At 48.8% G+C, this 17,235-nt stretch carries 15 protein-coding genes and 1 riboswitch; of the genes, 8 read left to right on the top strand and 7 right to left on the bottom strand.

Features of this window, described 5'->3' with window-relative positions:
* Positions 1-95 precede the first annotated feature (95 nt).
* The gene (locus tag KNQ03_RS09675) at positions 96-2,012 is read left to right on the top strand and encodes a glycoside hydrolase family 3 protein (RefSeq protein WP_214724493.1); all 1,917 of its coding nucleotides are present in this window, start codon (positions 96-98) and stop codon (positions 2,010-2,012) included.
* 30 nt (positions 2,013-2,042) lie between these two features.
* Here KNQ03_RS09675 and KNQ03_RS09670 read toward each other — a convergent pair whose 3' ends face one another.
* Both KNQ03_RS09670 and tenA read right to left on the bottom strand, forming a co-directional pair.
* On the bottom strand, positions 2,043-2,339 hold the full coding sequence (locus KNQ03_RS09670) for a hypothetical protein (protein ID WP_149426985.1): 297 nt from the start codon (positions 2,337-2,339) through the stop codon (positions 2,043-2,045).
* Positions 2,340-2,390: 51 nt separating this feature from the next.
* Positions 2,391-3,086, bottom strand: coding sequence for a thiaminase II (tenA, locus tag KNQ03_RS09665; RefSeq protein ID WP_214724491.1), 696 nt, complete (start codon positions 3,084-3,086; stop codon positions 2,391-2,393).
* 74 nt (positions 3,087-3,160) lie between these two features.
* A riboswitch (TPP riboswitch) is annotated at positions 3,161-3,267 on the bottom strand.
* A 193-nt stretch (positions 3,268-3,460) separates the two neighbouring features.
* On the opposite strand from tenA, the gene KNQ03_RS09660 reads away from it, so the two are divergent.
* The 7 genes from KNQ03_RS09660 to KNQ03_RS09630 all read left to right on the top strand — a co-directional run bounded on the left by KNQ03_RS09660 (position 3,461) and on the right by KNQ03_RS09630 (position 12,649).
* Positions 3,461-4,342 (top strand): DUF1002 domain-containing protein, encoded by an 882-nt coding sequence (locus KNQ03_RS09660; RefSeq protein WP_023467610.1) that lies wholly within the window; start codon positions 3,461-3,463, stop codon positions 4,340-4,342.
* A gap of 276 nt (positions 4,343-4,618) precedes the next feature.
* The gene (gene abc-f / locus KNQ03_RS09655; protein WP_149426983.1) at positions 4,619-6,418 is read left to right on the top strand and encodes a ribosomal protection-like ABC-F family protein; all 1,800 of its coding nucleotides are present in this window, start codon (positions 4,619-4,621) and stop codon (positions 6,416-6,418) included.
* Positions 6,419-6,614: 196 nt separating this feature from the next.
* The gene (locus tag KNQ03_RS09650) at positions 6,615-8,078 is read left to right on the top strand and encodes an alanine/glycine:cation symporter family protein (protein WP_214724489.1); all 1,464 of its coding nucleotides are present in this window, start codon (positions 6,615-6,617) and stop codon (positions 8,076-8,078) included.
* A gap of 137 nt (positions 8,079-8,215) precedes the next feature.
* Positions 8,216-9,109: a diacylglycerol/lipid kinase family protein gene (locus KNQ03_RS09645; RefSeq protein WP_023467607.1), complete on the top strand. Its 894-nt coding sequence runs from the start codon at positions 8,216-8,218 to the stop codon at positions 9,107-9,109.
* Between the two features lie 246 nt (positions 9,110-9,355).
* Positions 9,356-10,072: a M23 family metallopeptidase gene (locus KNQ03_RS09640; protein ID WP_149426982.1), complete on the top strand. Its 717-nt coding sequence runs from the start codon at positions 9,356-9,358 to the stop codon at positions 10,070-10,072.
* 116 nt (positions 10,073-10,188) lie between these two features.
* The gene (locus KNQ03_RS09635; protein WP_214724486.1) at positions 10,189-12,162 is read left to right on the top strand and encodes a penicillin-binding transpeptidase domain-containing protein; all 1,974 of its coding nucleotides are present in this window, start codon (positions 10,189-10,191) and stop codon (positions 12,160-12,162) included.
* Complete coding sequence (locus tag KNQ03_RS09630; RefSeq protein WP_251140279.1) at positions 12,119-12,649, top strand: GNAT family N-acetyltransferase; 531 nt, start codon at positions 12,119-12,121, stop codon at positions 12,647-12,649. The genes KNQ03_RS09635 and KNQ03_RS09630 overlap by 44 nt, the downstream gene beginning before the upstream one ends.
* A gap of 261 nt (positions 12,650-12,910) precedes the next feature.
* Here the strand turns inward: KNQ03_RS09630 and trpA are convergent, their stop codons facing one another.
* From trpA to trpD, 5 genes are read right to left on the bottom strand one after another with little or no spacing between them, the layout of a single operon-like run.
* Entirely contained in the window at positions 12,911-13,693 is a 783-nt protein-coding gene (gene trpA / locus KNQ03_RS09625) for a tryptophan synthase subunit alpha (protein ID WP_047390833.1), read from the bottom strand.
* Complete coding sequence (gene trpB, locus KNQ03_RS09620) at positions 13,693-14,889, bottom strand: tryptophan synthase subunit beta (protein WP_023467602.1); 1,197 nt, start codon at positions 14,887-14,889, stop codon at positions 13,693-13,695. Before trpB ends, trpA begins: the two co-directional genes overlap by 1 nt.
* Positions 14,886-15,455: a phosphoribosylanthranilate isomerase gene (locus KNQ03_RS09615; protein ID WP_035398273.1), complete on the bottom strand. Its 570-nt coding sequence runs from the start codon at positions 15,453-15,455 to the stop codon at positions 14,886-14,888. The genes trpB and KNQ03_RS09615 overlap by 4 nt, the downstream gene beginning before the upstream one ends.
* On the bottom strand, positions 15,452-16,219 hold the full coding sequence (gene trpC / locus KNQ03_RS09610; protein ID WP_058713633.1) for an indole-3-glycerol phosphate synthase TrpC: 768 nt from the start codon (positions 16,217-16,219) through the stop codon (positions 15,452-15,454). Before trpC ends, KNQ03_RS09615 begins: the two co-directional genes overlap by 4 nt.
* A complete protein-coding gene (gene trpD, locus KNQ03_RS09605; RefSeq protein ID WP_035398277.1) occupies positions 16,216-17,232 on the bottom strand; it encodes an anthranilate phosphoribosyltransferase in 1,017 nt (338 codons plus the stop codon). The genes trpC and trpD overlap by 4 nt, the downstream gene beginning before the upstream one ends.
* Between the last annotated feature and the right edge of the window lie 3 nt (positions 17,233-17,235).

The following is a 17,235-nucleotide window of genomic DNA, read 5'->3' as shown; positions in this document are numbered from 1 at the left end:
TACAAATAAAATATTGTTTTAAAACAAACACCTTGCTATACTGTCCGTATTGAAAAGAATTCCAGTCACGGTTTGACTAAAGGAGGACGTACATCATGAAAAAAATCGGACAGTTCACGTTAACAGCCGGACTCGCAGCAGTACTCGTCTCAAGTAGTTTACCCGTCATGGCAGAGGCAGGATCTTCAGCCGATCGGATCAGTCACAAAATCGACACGATGACACTCGAACAAAAAATCGGGCAGATGATCATGCCGGACTTCCGACAGTGGAATGGCAGCAATCATACGTCGCTTGCCCCAGAAGTCGCGAACATCATCGATCGCTATGATTTAGGCGGCGTCATCTTGTTTGCTGAGAACGTCAGCGAAACCGAACAGACGACGAAACTCGTTCATGATCTGCAAGAAGTCGTCAAACAAGATGCTAGCAACGATATTCCGCTCTTCGTCACGATCGACCAAGAAGGTGGAATCGTTACTCGGCTCGGAACAGGTACGAACTTACCTGGCAACATGGCGTTAGGTGCGACCCGCAGTAGCACATATGCCAATGATGCCGGTCATATCATCGGTTCCGAACTGCGTGCGCTCGGCATCAATGTCAACTTTGGTCCGGTTCTCGACGTCAACAGCAATCCTGGAAATCCTGTCATTGGTGTCCGCTCGTTCTCGAGTGATCCGGAGCTCGTCGGCACACTCGGTTCCGCTCTAATGAAGGGAATTCAGTCTGAAGGTGTCGCGGCGACCGCCAAACACTTCCCGGGTCACGGCGATACGGCGACCGATTCCCACTATGGATTACCGGTCGTTGACCGATCCCTGCAGGAGCTAGAACAAGTCGAGCTCGTACCGTTCAAGCGAGCTATTGCTGAAGACATCGATATGATCATGACAGGACACATCGGGATGCCGCAAATCGAACCTGAAGTCGTCACGTCGACAAATGGTACCTTCCCTTTACCTGCGACGTTATCAGATGACGTCATCACGGGCGTACTGCGCGAAAAGCTCGGTTACGATGGCATCGTCATCACGGACGCGCTGAACATGCAGGCGATTGCCGACAACTTCACGGAATCAGAAGCCGTCTTAAAGACGTTTGACGCCGGTGTCGATATCGCGCTCATGCCGACGATCCTTCGTTCCGAGCAGGATGTCACAAAACTCGACCGGATTTTCAAGGATGTGATCGCAGCAGTCAAAGATGGTCGCCTCTCAGAGGAACGGATCGATCAATCGGTTGAGCGGATTCTGACACTGAAAGCAGAACGCGGAATTTGGAACGGTACGACTGACACGACATCCCTAGCTGAAAAAATCGCGCAATCGAACCAAATCGTCGGTAGTCCCGAGCATAAAGCAAAAGAACGTGCGATGACGGAAGCCGCGGTCACACTCGTGAAAAATGATCAGCGGACCTTACCATTCAAACCGAAAAAGAACGCAAATGTTCTTGTGATCGCTCCTGCGGCGGATCAAACGGACAGCATGAAAAAAACGATCGCTTCCCTACCGAAGAATCGGAACTGGCACGTGACGACAGCGAATTACTCGGCTACTACGCTACCGCTCGACCAAAACCCGACATTACGGGCGCAACTCGATGCAGCAGATTACATCATCGTCGGTTCCAACGTCAACACGAGTGCTAAACTACTACCTACTGCACTAGAACAAGCGATTCCGGCTTCGATCTTCCGCTATGCGAAACAAACGGATACACCATCCGTCCTGCTCAGTCTCCGTAACCCATACGATGTCGCCGTTCAACCGGACGCACCGGCACACGTCCTCGTCTATGGCTTCAAAGGCGATCCAAACGGTCCAGACTCCGAAGCAGGCAATCTAAAATCAGCGGGACCGAACCTGCCTGCAGGTATCCGAGCGATCTTCGGAACGTTCAAACCGCAAGGCACTTTACCGGTTGATGTGCCGGTCTTTCAGAACGGTGTCTTTACCGATCAACTGCATCTCGAATTCGGTGACGGCTTTAAAAACTGGAAAAAATGATGACGTGATACACCAAAAGACCGAAGCTCCTTAAAGGATGCCTCGGTCTTTTAATGATTGATACGGATATTCAGTTTCTTCTTTCGCACGATGGTAGACGCGGTATAACCAATAAGTCAGCAGTGCATAGACGACGATGACAAGAACAGCAGAAATATAGCTTCCCATGCTATACGCTACCTTGAAGTTTCGAGTCGATGCGGATATACCGGATAACACAATCAACGTTGGGATGATAAGTCCTACAAATCTTACTTTGACTTTACCAAGCATTCGTTGCATAGCATATGCCGCGAGGATCACGAGTGCGATGACTACGATTTCCATTCCAATCCCTACTTTCACCAGATGGTATTCCTAATTCTACCATCTACTGGTTTAAGAAGATACCGGGCGTGCTGGAATCTTTTCGTAGACCGACGTGAACGTCTCTTCCGTCCACCCCATGTGCCAGAAGAGTAACTCATAGTAACAACTTGTCACGAAATGACGTTTCATCCGCTCGCGTTCCGTCGGGCTCGCTTGTTCCGCCAGTGCATCAAGCCGTGCAATCTGTTCAAAGACGACCTTTTCAAACCATTCCGAGCTGTACGTGTCGATCCATTGCTGATAGATTTTTTCTTCCGGAGTACACGTCAGTAATTGCTGTCCGACTTCATAATACAACCAGTAACATGGCAAGATGGCAGCAATCGTCTCACCGAGCGTTCCTTCACTCGCGTGATGCATGTGGGAGACATACGCATATGCTGTCGGTGCCGGTTCAAATGCTTCAAGATTTGCTTCCGTAATACCGAGCGGCTCAAAAAATGATTGATGTAAGCTCAACTCTGCCTCGTAAGTCGAAGTAGCATGTTCGGCAAGTGTCGCGATCGTCGCGAAGTCGTCTGCTTTTGACGCTGCCTTCGCTTGAATCTTCGCAAAGTGTTTTAAGTAATAGGCATCCTGCATGACGTAATGCCGAAATTTCGAGAGCGGTAACGTCCCCTCCCCGATTCCTTGTACGAATGGGTGCGTAAAACTACTATCCCAGTACGCTTGTGCCGCTTGTTTGATTTCTTGTGTGAATGTCATGATCTCATCCTCCTCGTTTAGTTATGAAACGAAAAAACACCACCCCGAAACACACGGGCATGGCGCAAGAAGAACAAGACTTGACGCCACTTCCCTCCGTAAGTACGAACTTAATCAGGTTCAAAGGGTCCGAACGTCTTCGTTCGTCTCAGTCGGTCTACCGACTCCCCTAGTGGTCATTATTCGATTCCCATCCACTATAGCATGCTGAAAATGGAAGTCAAGTTGTCCTCTTTTCGCTATACTATGGAGTGTCAGAAGACGGATGCCGTCTCCATCTACAGACCGATTCCGAACTTCTTTCGTTCTCGTACACTAACTTTAGTACCTGATACTATAATTCATTCTGTTACTTACAATTGGAGGATTTCATTATGCATACACCAACAAAAATCATGGCGTCAGCCGTTATCGCTTCTGCTCTATTACTCCCGACAGCCGCATCTGCCGAACAAGTCGTCGATAAGACGATCGTCACACTCGGGGAGTCGCTCGGCGCAAAGGATAAAGCATGGGTGCTTTCCCGTCTCAATGCACCGGAAGGCATCACACCGATCATCGCCACTTCTGCTGACGAAGAAAAATATCTCGGGAAAAACATTCCACAGTCGCAAAAAGGTGGCAACATGTATTCGTCGGCTAAGATCGAACTGACGGAAAAAGGTGATGGACTTTCCGTCTCGACGGAGAACATCACATGGGTGACAAAGGATATGTATCTCAACGCTCTCGTCACAGCGGGTGTCAAAGATGCCGATATCACGATCACTTCTCCCTACAAGGTGACCGGGACATCGGCACTGACAGGAATCATGAAAGCGTACGATCAAACTTCCGCTGAGACTGGAATTAAGTTAAGTGACGAACGCAAGGATTTAGCACAGCAAGAATTATCGGTCACATCAGACGTCGGAAAAACGGTCGGCACGGATAAAGTCGCTGACTTGATGAATGAGATCAAGGCTGAGATCGCCAATCAAAAACCGGAAACCAAAGTCGAGATCGAAAACCTGATCGTCCAAGTCATTCAAAACAACAATATCCAGTTGTCTGACGCACAAATGGATCGGTTGACGAATCTATTCAATCAAATGGAGCAAGCGAACATCAACTGGGGACAAATCGAGAGTGGTTTGAAAAATGCGGGGCAAGACATCCACGCGTTCGCAACATCAGAAGAAACGAAAGGTTTCTTCGCTAAATTATTCGATGGACTCAGTGACTTCTTCAGTTCAATCGCTGGCGTGTTCAAATAATTCAGACTTCCGTAACTGACAAAAAAATAGTAAACTAGAGATATCTGAAACGAAAGGTGGTGTGAAAAGATGGACTTTGCCGCGTGCAAACACTGGTTGATGGAACAATTGTATCTGTTGCGCGCGATTTTTCATGGAATGGCGTTCTAAGGCACCCGTCTGCCCTTTTTTAGAACTTCATGATTGAAAAATACAGCAAAGCGCATCTTTCACACGTGATGGAGAGTGCTATTTGCGCTCTCCTTTTTTTGATGCGCGCGAAAGGATCAATTGATTATGATGATTTGCGACATTCAACACCTAACCAAACAATTCGGAGGCGAAACGATCTTAACGGATGTTTCCCTCTTCTTAAACGAACACGACCGTGTCGGTCTAATTGGACGAAACGGGAGTGGCAAGACGACATTACTCCGCTTGCTTGCTCGCCTTGAGCAACCGGACGGTGGTGTCATCTATCAAAAGAGCGGTTTGACGATCGGCTATTTGGAACAACTTCCTGTATATAGTGAGACGATGACCGGACTCGACGTCCTTTGGACAGCGTTTGAAGACATCCTCGCGATCCGTTCTCGGATGCAACAGTTGGAGCAAATGATGGCGACAGCACCAGAGAATCTGGATGCGTTACTCGCACGATATGCGGAAGCGACGAATGCGTTCGAACAAAAGGATGGCTATCTACTCGACTCGAAAATCGAGCGCATGGTGAACGGGTTACACCTTCGTCCGTTACTCACTCGTCCTTTCCACCAGTTGAGCGGTGGTGAACAGACGAAGATTTGTCTCGGTCGCATGTTACTCATGGAGCCAAATCTGCTCATTCTTGACGAACCGACGAACCATCTTGATTTAGCTGCCGTGGAATGGCTAGAGCAGTTCTTACGGGACTACACAGGAACCATCCTGCTCGTCTCTCACGACCGGGTCTTCTTAGACGCCGTCGTCACCTCGATCGTTGAACTCGAGGACGGTGAACTGACAACCTATATAGGGAATTACAGCGCGTTCGTCGTCGAACGAGAACGTCGCTTGATGGAACAGTTCCACGCCTACCAAGAGCAACAGAAAAAAATAAAGAAAATGAAGGAAGCGATTCGTCGACTCCGGCAATGGGCAAACGAAGCGTCTCCACCGAGTGAGAAATTATTCCGTAAAGCAAAATCAATGGAACGAGCACTCGAGCGGATCGAACGGATTAAACGACCACAACTCGAAGCCAAAACCGCTGATGTCTCCTTCTCTTCCACTGATCACACGAGCCAAGTCGTCTTTCGCGCTGAAGAACTCTCGTTTGCTTACGGAATTCGCCACATTTTTGATGACGTCTCGTTCGAGATCATGGCACAGGATCGGATCGCGATCGTCGGAACGAATGGGAGTGGGAAATCGACGTTGCTCTCACTGCTGCTTGACGAATTATCACCAGAGGCAGGCACACTCACGCGTGGACCATCGAATCGGATCGGTTACCTGTCCCAGCATGCCCATTTCGAGGAGGACGCGCGGTTAATCGACTGGTTTAGAGACCGGATTGCCGTTCCAGAAGCGGAAGCCCGCCATATCCTAGCCCGGTTCCTGTTCTTTGGACCAACTGTCTTTCGGTCCATTTTGTCACTGAGCGGAGGCGAACGTGTGCGATTGCAACTCGCCGTCCTCGTTCATTCGTCGGTCAATGTATTAATTCTCGACGAGCCGACGAACCATCTCGATATTGAATCAAGAGAGACACTCGAAGAAGCACTCGAGAATTTTTCTGGTACATTGATTGCCGTCTCACACGACCGCTATTTCTTAAATCGGCTTTTTCCGCAGATCCTGTGGCTCGAAAATGGTCTGACGCGTTATCATGGTACGTATACGTATGCTCAACAGAAGCGTACTGAGTTCGCTACGTCTTCCTCACTCCACGTAACCCCTCAAAAACCAAAACGCTTGTCACAACATGAGTTAGAAGTGCAGATCGAGCGGCTTGAACAGAAATTAGCAAAACGTGAAAAACCGACCGATACCGTTTCTAAAAGCATCCAACAGCAACTCGATGACCTATACGAACAATTGCTACAGTTTGGATGATTTAGCTTTACTTGCCTGTCACTCTCGATACCGAGAGTGGCAGTTTTTTCGTTCACCTACAATGTTTTTAACTCCTAACATTTAGCTAACTTTATTAAGTTTTAAAATTTTATTTTATTTTGTTGTTGCTTATTGTCTGAAAATTCGTATAATTTAGCGTATAGCTTTTATTATTCTTTGGGAGGAATACACCATCATGAACGCCATTCAGCAAGTCATTCAAGGAAGTGTCGATTACGCCAACAACATTTTATGGTCGTATGTATTAATCGCTGTATTGATCGGCGGCGGGATCTACTTCACGATCCGAACTGGCTTCATCCAATTCACTTACTTAAAAGAGATGTTCCGCGTCACGCTCGATAAAAGTGAACAAACAACAGACGATAAAGGAGAAAGCATCACTTCTCTCCAGTCATTCTTCATCGGTGCGGCGACACGGATCGGTACGGGTAACCTTGCCGGTGTCACGATTGCCGTCACACTCGGCGGACCAGGTGCCGTCTTCTGGATGTGGATGGTCGCTCTCTTAGGGGGCGCGACGGCTCTCATCGAAAGTACACTGGCTCAAGTCTATAAAGTACGCGATACGAAATCGAACGCATACCGTGGTGGTCCTGCCTACTACATCGAAAAAGGCTTGAAGAACCGAGCTCTCGGAATCGTCTTTGCAATCTTGATTGCTGTGACGTTCGGCCTTATCTTCAACTCCGTTCAATCAAACACGATTGCCGCTGCCTTTGACAATGCGTTCGGTATCAACACAGCTGTCGTCGGCGCAGCACTCGTCGTCTTGACGGGACTCGTCATCTTTGGTGGTGTCCACCGTGTCGCGAAGTTCTCTGCAATCATCGTTCCTATCATGGCAGGTCTCTACTTGATTGCTGCTCTTTATGTCGTCGTTACGAACCTGACGGAACTTCCTGGTGTGTTCGCAATGATTTTCAAAAGTGCCTTCGGAATCGAGCAAGCATTCGGTGGCTCGGTCGGTGCTGCAATCTCACTCGGTGTCAAACGCGGATTGTTCTCAAACGAAGCGGGAATGGGGTCTGCTCCGAACGCTGCGGCGGCGGCTGAAGTCTCTCACCCAGCAAAACAAGGTTTCTTACAAACACTTGGTGTATTCCTTGATACGTTGATCGTCTGTACAGCGACAGCAACGATTATTCTCCTCAGTGATAGTTATGCTGCTGGAAAGGGCGAAGGAATCGGCATGTTGCAAAACGCGCTCTCCGAAGAATTTGGTGCAATTGCCCCACCATTCATCGCACTCAGCGTCTTCTTGTTTGCTTTTAGTTCGATCGTTGGTAGTTACTACTACGGTGAGACGAACATCGAGTTCATCAAACAAAGTCCAGCAGCCGTCTTCGGTTTCCGGATTGCGACAATGGGCTTCGTCTTCATCGGATCTGTTCTCAGCCTCGGTATGGTATGGAGTTTTGCCGATCTCTTCATGGCAGGCATGACATTAATCAATATGACAGCGATCCTCCTCTTGAGCGGCATCGCTCTCAAAGTCATCAAAGATTATCAGGAACAACGGAAACAGGGACTCGATCCTGTCTTCTCAGCAAAAGCACTCGGGATTGAAAATACGGAGTGTTGGGACGTTGAAGAAGAAGCTCGTCCTGCTGCTGGTGAAGTGCCGCCATCACAATAATTTAACTCTGAGTTCAAACTTCAACACCGAGGAAGCCATGCGCCTACTCGGTGTTTTTATTTGTAAAAAAGAATTTGGATTATGTTTTCATCGGACAGGGAAAAAGTCAACAGATTGTCCCGAAGGAGGAATTCATCTTGTCTCAAGCCATGTTGATCATCAACCCGTCTTCTGGTAAAGAACTCGGAAAAAAACACGCGACGCTCGCTGAAGAGACGCTTGCTACTCGCTTTGAAACCGTCGACGTTCGGTTCACGGAAAAAGAACACGATGCGACGGAATTTGCGCGTCATGCTGCCCAGTCTAATTACGATGCTGTCATCGCCATGGGAGGTGACGGAACGGTCAATGAAGTCATCACCGGAATTGCCGAACAACCGCATCGCCCAACACTCGGGATCGTGCCACTCGGAACGGTCAATGACTTATCGCGCGCATTACACATTCCGACGGATCCCGAAGAGGCGATTCAGATTCTAGCTGACGCCCCTGCCCGACCGCTCGATATCGGTAAATATGATGACCATTACTTCATGAACGTCATCGCTGTTGGTCTGATTGCAGAAGCCGTCGAGGAGGTCAGTGTCGAACAAAAAACGTCACTCGGATCGGTCGCTTATTTCATTGAAGGTCTAAAAGCTTTCAAGGATCATAGCCCCTATCCGATTGAAATTGATTCTGCTGAGAAACAATTCGATGGAGAAGCGCACTTGTTGATTATCGCCTTGACGAATTCCGTCGGAGGGTTCGAATCCTTTGCAGAAGACGCAAAAGTCGATGATGGACTGCTGCATGGGTTCATCATTACGAAGCTTGGATTCTTTGATGCGCTACAGGCATTACCCAAACTCATCACGGGTGGATTATCAAAAGCCGATCAAATCGAACACTTCACGACGACACGTGTCGAAATTCGCTCGAAAGAAGAATTACCGATTAATGCCGATGGGGACACAGCAGGTCATGTTCCTGTGACTGTCGAAGTGCTCCCGCAACATTTAACTGTGTTTTCACCCTCTTCTGCTGAATAACAGTATAGGTTCATCGAAAAAAGAACTGACTCTTTGTCAGTTCTTTTTTTACTTATTAATCCATTACAATATATGTTAACAAAGCGTAATTTTGAAACATATTTGAAATATTTTCGTGTTATTGACGATGCTATAATCATCTCAGGCGAAAAATCATTCTTTAAAATAAATAAATATACATAAATTCTTACAATTTTGTAATGATTCGTTCTGTCGCTTCAGATTTTTAAGGAGGAAAAACACTCAATGAAACGTTTACTTACAACAATGACAATGACAGCTTTGGTAGTTTCAGGTTTTGCAACAACGAGTGCTTCGAAAGTTGAAGCTGCAACGACATATAAGGTAAAGGTCACAGCAGACGGGCTTCGTGTCCGTACAGGTCCATCAACAGCTTATAAAATCGTCGGTAGCGTCAATACAGGACAGACATTCAATTATCTCGGTGTTTCCGGTTCATGGACAAAAATTTCATACGGTGGCGCATCACGCTACGTTTCTTCTACATACGTAAAAAAATACAGCACAACGACTTCAACAAAAGCAACGACTGGCTTCTCGCGTCCAGCAAGCGGTCCAATCACGCAAGGATATGGTGCTGCAAGTGGCGTTTACGGTTATACGTTCCATAACGGCATCGATATCGGTGCTCCAACAGGCACACCTGTCTATGCATCAGCCGCTGGTAAAGTCATCACATCCCGTTATTACGGCGCATACGGAAATCACGTCATGATGACGCATACCGTCAATGGCATTCAATATACGACGGTGTATGCACACTTAAACAGTCGCTCTGTCTCAGTCGGACAAACGATTGCTAAAGGATCGAAAATCGGTACGATTGGTGCGACAGGTAACGCATTCGGTGCGCACCTCCACTTCGAAATGCATCGCGGTCCTTACGTCTACAGCGGAACGTCTGCTGCAAACAGTGTCAATCCACTCAATTACTTCAACTAAGCTTGATTCACCGGACTTCTCCCCATGAGAAGTCCGGTTTTGTGTTTCAGATGAAATCTCCTGACAGGAGTGGTACGGTATGATTATGAGTCTAATCCACAACGGAGGCGAAACACATGAAACGAACGATCCCCTTTCTTTTATCAGCGACGTTTGGTGTGACGTTACTTGCCGGATGTCAAGATCAGCCGACACCCGAAGAACGTCTTGATGCCTACATCAAACTTTGGGAAAAACAAGATTACGATAAGATGTATACGTACGCGAGTACGGCTACTAAAAAGGAATACGGAAAAAAAGAATTCATCGACCGGACAAAACAGTTGTCGAAATCGCTTGATATCAAAAAGTTATCCGTCGAACGGAAGAAAGCAAAGGAAGCAACGGATGACGAAAAAGCGTCCCTTCCCGTACGAATCTCCTTCGATACGGTTGCAGGATCTGTCGCTTATGATAAACAAGTCCCGTTAACATTCGAGAAACAAGGAGAAACAGAAAACTGGTTCATTGACTGGGACTCTTCGTTTGTTCTAAAAGACTTTAAGAAAGAAGACAAGGTTCAGTTAGAAACCGTAGAAGGCAAACGTGGTGATTTACTCGACGCGAACGATAAACCGCTCGCGACCTCCGGTAAAGGGTATGCTGTCGGCGCCACTGCAGGACAACTTAAAGATGTCGACCAAGTTGCCGAGTTGCTCGACCGCCCGACCTCATCGGTCGAAGATTCCTTAAAAGCAAGTTGGGTCAAGGATGGACAATTCGTTCCGCTCAAAACACTGACCGACGAAGCAACGGTTGAAAAATTGCGTGACATTCCTGGAATCAGCGTCAAAGAGACAGAAGTCCGAACGTATCCACTTGGTAAAGCAGCCTCTCATTTAATTGGATATATCGGTTCGGCAACAGCAGACGAGATTAAAGAATCGAAAAATAAAATCCAAGCTGGCGAACAAGTCGGGAAACGGGGTCTTGAACAAGTCCTTGATGATCGGTTACGCGGTAAAGCCGGTGCCTCGATCATTCTACAAAAGAAAGACGGATCAAGCGTTACCGTTGCTGAAACGAAACCGACGGATGGTGAGGATATTCCGTTGACGATTGATGCTACGCTCCAGAAAAAGACGTACGACACGATGCAGGAGGATCCAGGAACGGCATCGGCAATCGATCCGCGAACTGGTGAGACGCGTGTCTTACTTAGCTCCCCTGGCTTTGATCCTTCTGAATTCATGTCAGGGATCTCGCAAGCGCGACTCGATGAACTGACGCAAGATCCGGATCAACCATTGTTGAACCGATTCACGAGTGCCTTCGCACCCGGTTCGACCCAAAAACCCCTGACGGCCGCCGTTGGCTTAAAAAGTGGAACACTTGACCCGGAAAAAGCCTATACGATCAATGGACTGAAAAATAAGATCGATGGATTTAACGTCACGCGGATTCACGAGACGCCAGCACCCGTTAATCTGCACAATGCGCTCGTTTATTCAGATAACATCTATTTCGCCCGTTCAACACTCGAACAGGTCGGAACGAAGGCGTTCACGTCTGGACTTGAAGCACTCGGCTACGGAGAGAAGCTACCGTTTACGTATCCGTTACGCGCTTCTCAGATCTCAAACGACGGGACGATCGCTTCAGATGGACAGCTGATGGATACGTCCTACGGACAAGGACAGATGCTGACGAACATTCTCCATCTAACGTCGATGTATGAAATTTTCTTGACCGATGGAACAATCTATCGTCCGACTCTTTTACAAGAGGAAAAAACGAAGCAAGTCTTCAAAAAGGATCTGCTGGATGCGAAAGATGCGAATATGATTCGTGATGATCTCTATGACGTTGTCCATAACGGCTACACGCTCCCGGCCGATATCAAGGAAGTCGATGTTGCCGGTAAGACCGGTACGGCAGAATTGAAAAAGGCAGGCGAAACCGATGGAAAAGAGAATGGCTTCTTCGTCGGTTACGACAACGACAAAAAAGATCTTCTTGTTGCCATCATGATTGAATCGGTCGAAAAAGAAGATCGTGGTAGTCCGTATGTATCGGGTCTTGTTGCCGAAGTACTCAAACAAAATCGATGATTGGAGTGATTGCTTGATGATCCGCACGAGCCGTACTTCAGACCTCCCTGCCCTGCTTGCACTGACGGCAGAGACCTTCTTGCACCATCAACGATTATCGCCTCACTTTCATTCAGATGTAACGACACCGTACACGCTGGAGTCTTTAAGTCAGATGGTGGAAGCTGAACAACACCTCTGTCTGACAGCGCTTGACGGAGATACACTCGTTGGTTACTTGTTCGGCAAGTGGACTGCGCCAGCATCCGATCGATTTACACCAGTCCGGATCTTGAACATCACTGACGTCGGTGTCACCTCATCCCATCGTTCATTCGGAATTGGTCGCCAGTTAATGCAGGCTGCAGAAGAACTCGCACTCGAGCGAAAGGTCGATGCTGTTCGCTTAAACGTTTGGGCGGTCAACGACCGTGCCACCACGTTTTATGAGGAACTTGGATTCGAACCGCTGTATACCAACTTGCAGAAGTCGCTCGTTCAACAGTGACATCTATACGAAAAAGGGGCTGACTCAAAAAAAGAATGACGCGTCTTTTCACGCCCTTTCCTCAGGCGAGACACAAGCCAGTTTTCCTGCTTCGTAGCAGGAAAGCGGGTCTTGTTCGTCTCTAACAGCGCATAAATGCGCCTGTTCCTGTAAGAGTTGCGTGTGACGCGTCATTCTTTTTGTTACGAGATAAGGGTGACAGATCATCATTCTGCCACCCTTATGTTTGTAGAGACTGTCCTTTGAGTCAGGTCCTTTTTATTAATGCGACGGCGTCGCCGCAAGACGTGCTGCCATCAACTGTTGAATTGTTTCTCGATCGTTCTGATGCAGTAAATCGACGATTTTACTGCCGACGATGACACCCGAGACTGGGCGGCTCAATTGTTTGACGTGTTCCGGTGTACTGATCCCAAACCCGGCAAGGACTGGTACTGGACTGTTTGCTGCGACGTTCGCTAAGTGGTCTTCAAGCGCCGTATCAAACGTCGTCTGTCCACCTGTCGTTCCGTTGACCGTGACCGCATAGAGGAATCCTTCACTTTTATCGGCAATCTTTTGAATCCGCTCCATCGGACTCGTCAAGGAGACGAGCTGGACGAGCGCGATGTCCGATTTGTCCTCTTGCTCGAAAAACTGTTCGCTCTGCTCAAGCGGCAAATCAGGAATAATCAGTCCATCGACCCCGACTTCGCGACATGTCGCTAGAAACGCCGTTAATCCGTAGCGGAAAATCGGATTTAAGTACGTCATCAAGACGACCGGAACATCGACGGTCTGACGAGCAACGCGAACTGCCTCGAGGACATCCTTCAGTCCAACGTTCGCTTCTAGTGCCCGAAGTCCCGCTTCTTGAATGACCGGACCATCAGCGACAGGATCCGAAAACGGGACACCGACTTCAATCGCTGTCGCTCCGGATTCAGCGAGAAACGACAGGATTTCCGGGAGTTGATCGATTCCTCCGTCTCCCCCCATGACGTACGGAATGAAAGCTTTCTCCCCTTTGCTCGTAACGGTACGAATGGCTGTTTCTAATCGCATCACGCTTCCCCCTTTAGTGCGTTTCTGACAGTGACGACGTCTTTGTCGCCCCGTCCTGATAAACAGATGACGAGAATTTCTTCCTTGTCCATCTCTGCAGCCAGTTGTGTCGCATAGGCAATCGCGTGTGCCGACTCAAGTGCCGGGATGATTCCCTCCTTGCGGCTCAACAGCTGAAGTGCTTCGAGTGCTTGTTCATCGGTCACCGCTTCATATTGGACGCGACCGATATCTTTTAGCAAGCTATGCTCCGGTCCAACACCCGGGTAATCGAGTCCAGCTGAGATCGAGTGCGCTTCTTGTACTTGACCGTGTGCATCCTGTAAGAGATACATCATCGAGCCATGCAAGACACCGACCTCTCCTTTTGTCATCGTCGCTGCGTGTTTCTCTGTGTCGATTCCACTGCCTGCTGCTTCAATGCCATACAATTTTACATCTGTATCATCGATGAAAGGATGGAACATCCCGATCGCGTTACTGCCACCGCCAACACAAGCGACGATCGCCTCTGGCAGACGCCCTTCTTTTTCGATGATTTGACGTCGTGTCTCTTTTCCGATGACTGCTTGGAAATCACGGACAAGTTGTGGGAATGGGTGTGGTCCGAGAACAGAACCCATCAAGTAATGCGTATCTTCGACATGTTTGACCCAGTAACGGAGTGCTTCATTGACGGCATCTTTGAGTGTCCGACTGCCTTGTGTGACCGGGATGACGGTTGCTCCAAGTAACTCCATCCGGAAGACGTTCAATTCTTGACGGCGCACGTCCTCTTCTCCCATGAAGATGACACACTCGAGATCGAGTAAGGCACAGACCGTCGCTGTCGCGACACCGTGTTGTCCTGCCCCTGTCTCAGCAACGATTTTTCGTTTCCCCATCCGTTCAGCCAATAACGCTTGACCGATCGTATTGTTGATTTTATGGGCACCGGTATGGTTCAAGTCTTCTCGTTTCAAGTAGATCTTTGCGCCACCGATCGTTTGCGTCAAATGTTCGGCAAAATAAAGTGGTGTTTCACGTCCGACGTATTCTTTCAATAATTCGTCCATCCGCGCTTGAAACGCTGGATCTTCTTTTACGGTTGCGTAAGCTTCTTCGAGTTCGATCACTGCGTGCATCAATGTTTCCGGGATGTAGCGTCCTCCGTATTTACCGTATTGTCCTAGTGTATCCGGTTGTGCGTAGCTCATACTTCTCTCTCCTTTACGGCATCTGCGAATGCCTGCATTTTGATGGGATCTTTCCGTCCATCCGTCTCGATGCCACTTGAGACATCGACGGCGAACGGGTGATATCGTTTGATTGCTTCTCCGACGTTTCCTGCTGTCAAGCCACCGGCAATGAACAGTGGTCGATCGGCTTGAATGTCTCGTGACCAGTCGAATGTCTCGCCACTTCCAGCAACCGGTGCGTCAACGAGCAAATAATCCGTCTGTTGCTCTACTTGTCCGATGTCCGTCACCGGAATCGCTTGAATGACGGGAACTGGTAACTCTCCGTCCGGAATGACACCATGAATTTGGACGAGATCTAGCGCGACTTGTTCGACCGCGTCGGTCACCTGCTGGTAAGTCGGGGAGACGAAGACACCGACGACTTGGACCGTTTTTGGAATGTCGCGTCTGAGACGAGCCGCCTCTTCCAGCGTGACCTGTCGTTTACTTTTAGCAAAGATAAAGCCGATGTAGTCCGCTAAGCGAACTGCCGCTTCGACATGTTCTCTTTCCCGGAGACCACAGAACTTAATCCGTGTCATACGCGAACGCCACTCACTTCTCGGATGAAGACTTGCGGATCGTCTGCCCGCATCAACGTCTCGCCGACGAGGATCCCGTCTGCACCGGCAGCGTGTAATCGCTGTGCTTCCTCGACCGTCTTGATGCCACTCTCACTGATATACCGGACGTCCGGTTGTTTTTGTTCGAGTAATCCGACCGATGTCTGTAAATCAACTTCGAACTTTTTCAAGTTCCGGTTGTTGATGCCAATGATTTGCGCACCAATCGCCTCTGCTCGGCGTAACTCCTCTTCGTCATGGACTTCGACCAAGACCTCAAGTCCTTCTGCGTAAGCATACGCATACAAGTCAGCAAGCGTCTCCTGCTCGAGAGCGGCGACGATTAAGAGAATCAACCGTGCCCCATGTGCTTTTGCCCGGTCGATTTGAATCCGATCAATCATGAAATCCTTACAAAGCACCGGGATGTCGACTGCTGCAGCGACTGCCGCTAAATCGTCCATCGACCCTTTGAAGTACGTCTCGTCCGTCAAGACGGAGATGACGGTCGCCCCACTCGCTTCATATTGTTTTGCCTGAGCGACGACATCGACGTCGAGTGCGATTGCCCCTTTTGATGGCGACGCTCGTTTGATTTCCGCGATGACGGATAAATCCGCTCCCGCTAGTCGTTGCTTAATCGACGGCTTCAATGCCTCCCGACTGATCCGTTCGACCCCGTTTAATTTTAATTGCAGGACTTCTGCTCGTTTCGTTTCGATGATGCGATCTAAGATATTCATCCGATTGCTTCCTCCCGTGTCATTTGTCGTAATTGGTTCAATCGTTCCATCGCCCGTCCTGAGTCGATGCTATCTGCTGCTAAGGCGATTCCTTCTTCGATCGTCTTCGCCCGATTTGCTGCAAAGAGAGCAATTCCCGCATTGAGTAGAACCGTGTCGCGATAAGCACCATGCTCTCCACCAAGAACACGGAGTAAAATCGCCGCATTCTCTTGTGCACTACCTCCGCGAATTGCTTCAAGCGGTGCGGTCTTCAGTCCGACTTCCTCCGGGTGAAGACTGAAGCGGATCAGCTCGCCTTCGTCGAGTAAGACGAGTTGGTTCGTTCCGGCAAGGGATGCTTCATCCATTCCATTCGCACCGTGTAAGACGATTGCCCGCTTCCGTCCGAGTCGGTGCAATGTCAACGCCATCGTCTCAAGCATATCCTCCCGGTAAATTCCTAATAGTTGTGTCTTGAGCGGAACCGGGTTCGTCAATGGACCGATCAAGTTAAAGATCGTTGGAATCCGCAGATCGCGTCGGACCTTCATGATTTGCTTGACGCGTGGGTGCATCCGTTGCGCAAACAAGAAGGCGATTCCGTTCGACTCGAGCTGTTCTGCTAAACGTTCCGGTGTCGCATCGAGCGAAACCCCGAGTGCTTCGAGCACATCAGCGCTGCCCGTTTTACTCGAGACACTCCGATTCCCGTGCTTCGCGACTTTCATGCCGGCACCTGCCAGAACGAAGGCGGCTGTCGTACTGATGTTGAACGATTGTGAGCCGTCGCCTCCAGTGCCGCAGTTATCCATGAAATCGCCGGTGACCGGAATGTCGAGGGCGACCTCGCGCATGATCGAAGCGAGACCGGCTAATTCTTCTGCAGTCTCCCCTTTTGCTTTCAATGCGACGAGAAAAGCGGCAATTTCGCTATCGGTAACGTCTTCCGCAAATAGTTCGCGTGCTGCCTGTTGCATTTCTTCATATCGTAAATGTTTTGCTTCTGCTAATTTCAATAACGTCTCTTTCATCGT

The sequence above is a fragment of the Exiguobacterium sp. s143 genome (genome assembly GCF_018618895.1).
GTDB classification, from domain to species: Bacteria; Bacillota; Bacilli; order Exiguobacteriales; family Exiguobacteriaceae; genus Exiguobacterium_A; species Exiguobacterium_A abrahamii.
Note: the sequence above shows the minus strand (reverse complement) of the source record. Positions and strands in the feature narration are given on the sequence as shown.

Coding starts and splice junctions, on each gene's coding strand:
- KNQ03_RS09675 (WP_214724493.1), top strand. CDS start 96: ATGAAAAAAATCGGACAGTTCACGTTAACAGCCGGACTCGCAGCAGTA.
- KNQ03_RS09670 (WP_149426985.1), bottom strand. CDS start 2,339: ATGGAAATCGTAGTCATCGCACTCGTGATCCTCGCGGCATATGCTATG.
- tenA (WP_214724491.1), bottom strand. CDS start 3,086: ATGACATTCACACAAGAAATCAAACAAGCGGCACAAGCGTACTGGGAT.
- KNQ03_RS09660 (WP_023467610.1), top strand. CDS start 3,461: ATGCATACACCAACAAAAATCATGGCGTCAGCCGTTATCGCTTCTGCT.
- abc-f (WP_149426983.1), top strand. CDS start 4,619: ATGATGATTTGCGACATTCAACACCTAACCAAACAATTCGGAGGCGAA.
- KNQ03_RS09650 (WP_214724489.1), top strand. CDS start 6,615: ATGAACGCCATTCAGCAAGTCATTCAAGGAAGTGTCGATTACGCCAAC.
- KNQ03_RS09640 (WP_149426982.1), top strand. CDS start 9,356: ATGAAACGTTTACTTACAACAATGACAATGACAGCTTTGGTAGTTTCA.
- KNQ03_RS09635 (WP_214724486.1), top strand. CDS start 10,189: ATGAAACGAACGATCCCCTTTCTTTTATCAGCGACGTTTGGTGTGACG.
- KNQ03_RS09630 (WP_251140279.1), top strand. CDS start 12,119: ATGTATCGGGTCTTGTTGCCGAAGTACTCAAACAAAATCGATGATTGG.
- trpA (WP_047390833.1), bottom strand. CDS start 13,693: ATGCGATTAGAAACAGCCATTCGTACCGTTACGAGCAAAGGGGAGAAA.
- trpB (WP_023467602.1), bottom strand. CDS start 14,889: ATGAGCTACGCACAACCGGATACACTAGGACAATACGGTAAATACGGA.
- KNQ03_RS09615 (WP_035398273.1), bottom strand. CDS start 15,455: ATGACACGGATTAAGTTCTGTGGTCTCCGGGAAAGAGAACATGTCGAA.
- trpC (WP_058713633.1), bottom strand. CDS start 16,219: ATGAATATCTTAGATCGCATCATCGAAACGAAACGAGCAGAAGTCCTG.
- trpD (WP_035398277.1), bottom strand. CDS start 17,232: ATGAAAGAGACGTTATTGAAATTAGCAGAAGCAAAACATTTACGATAT.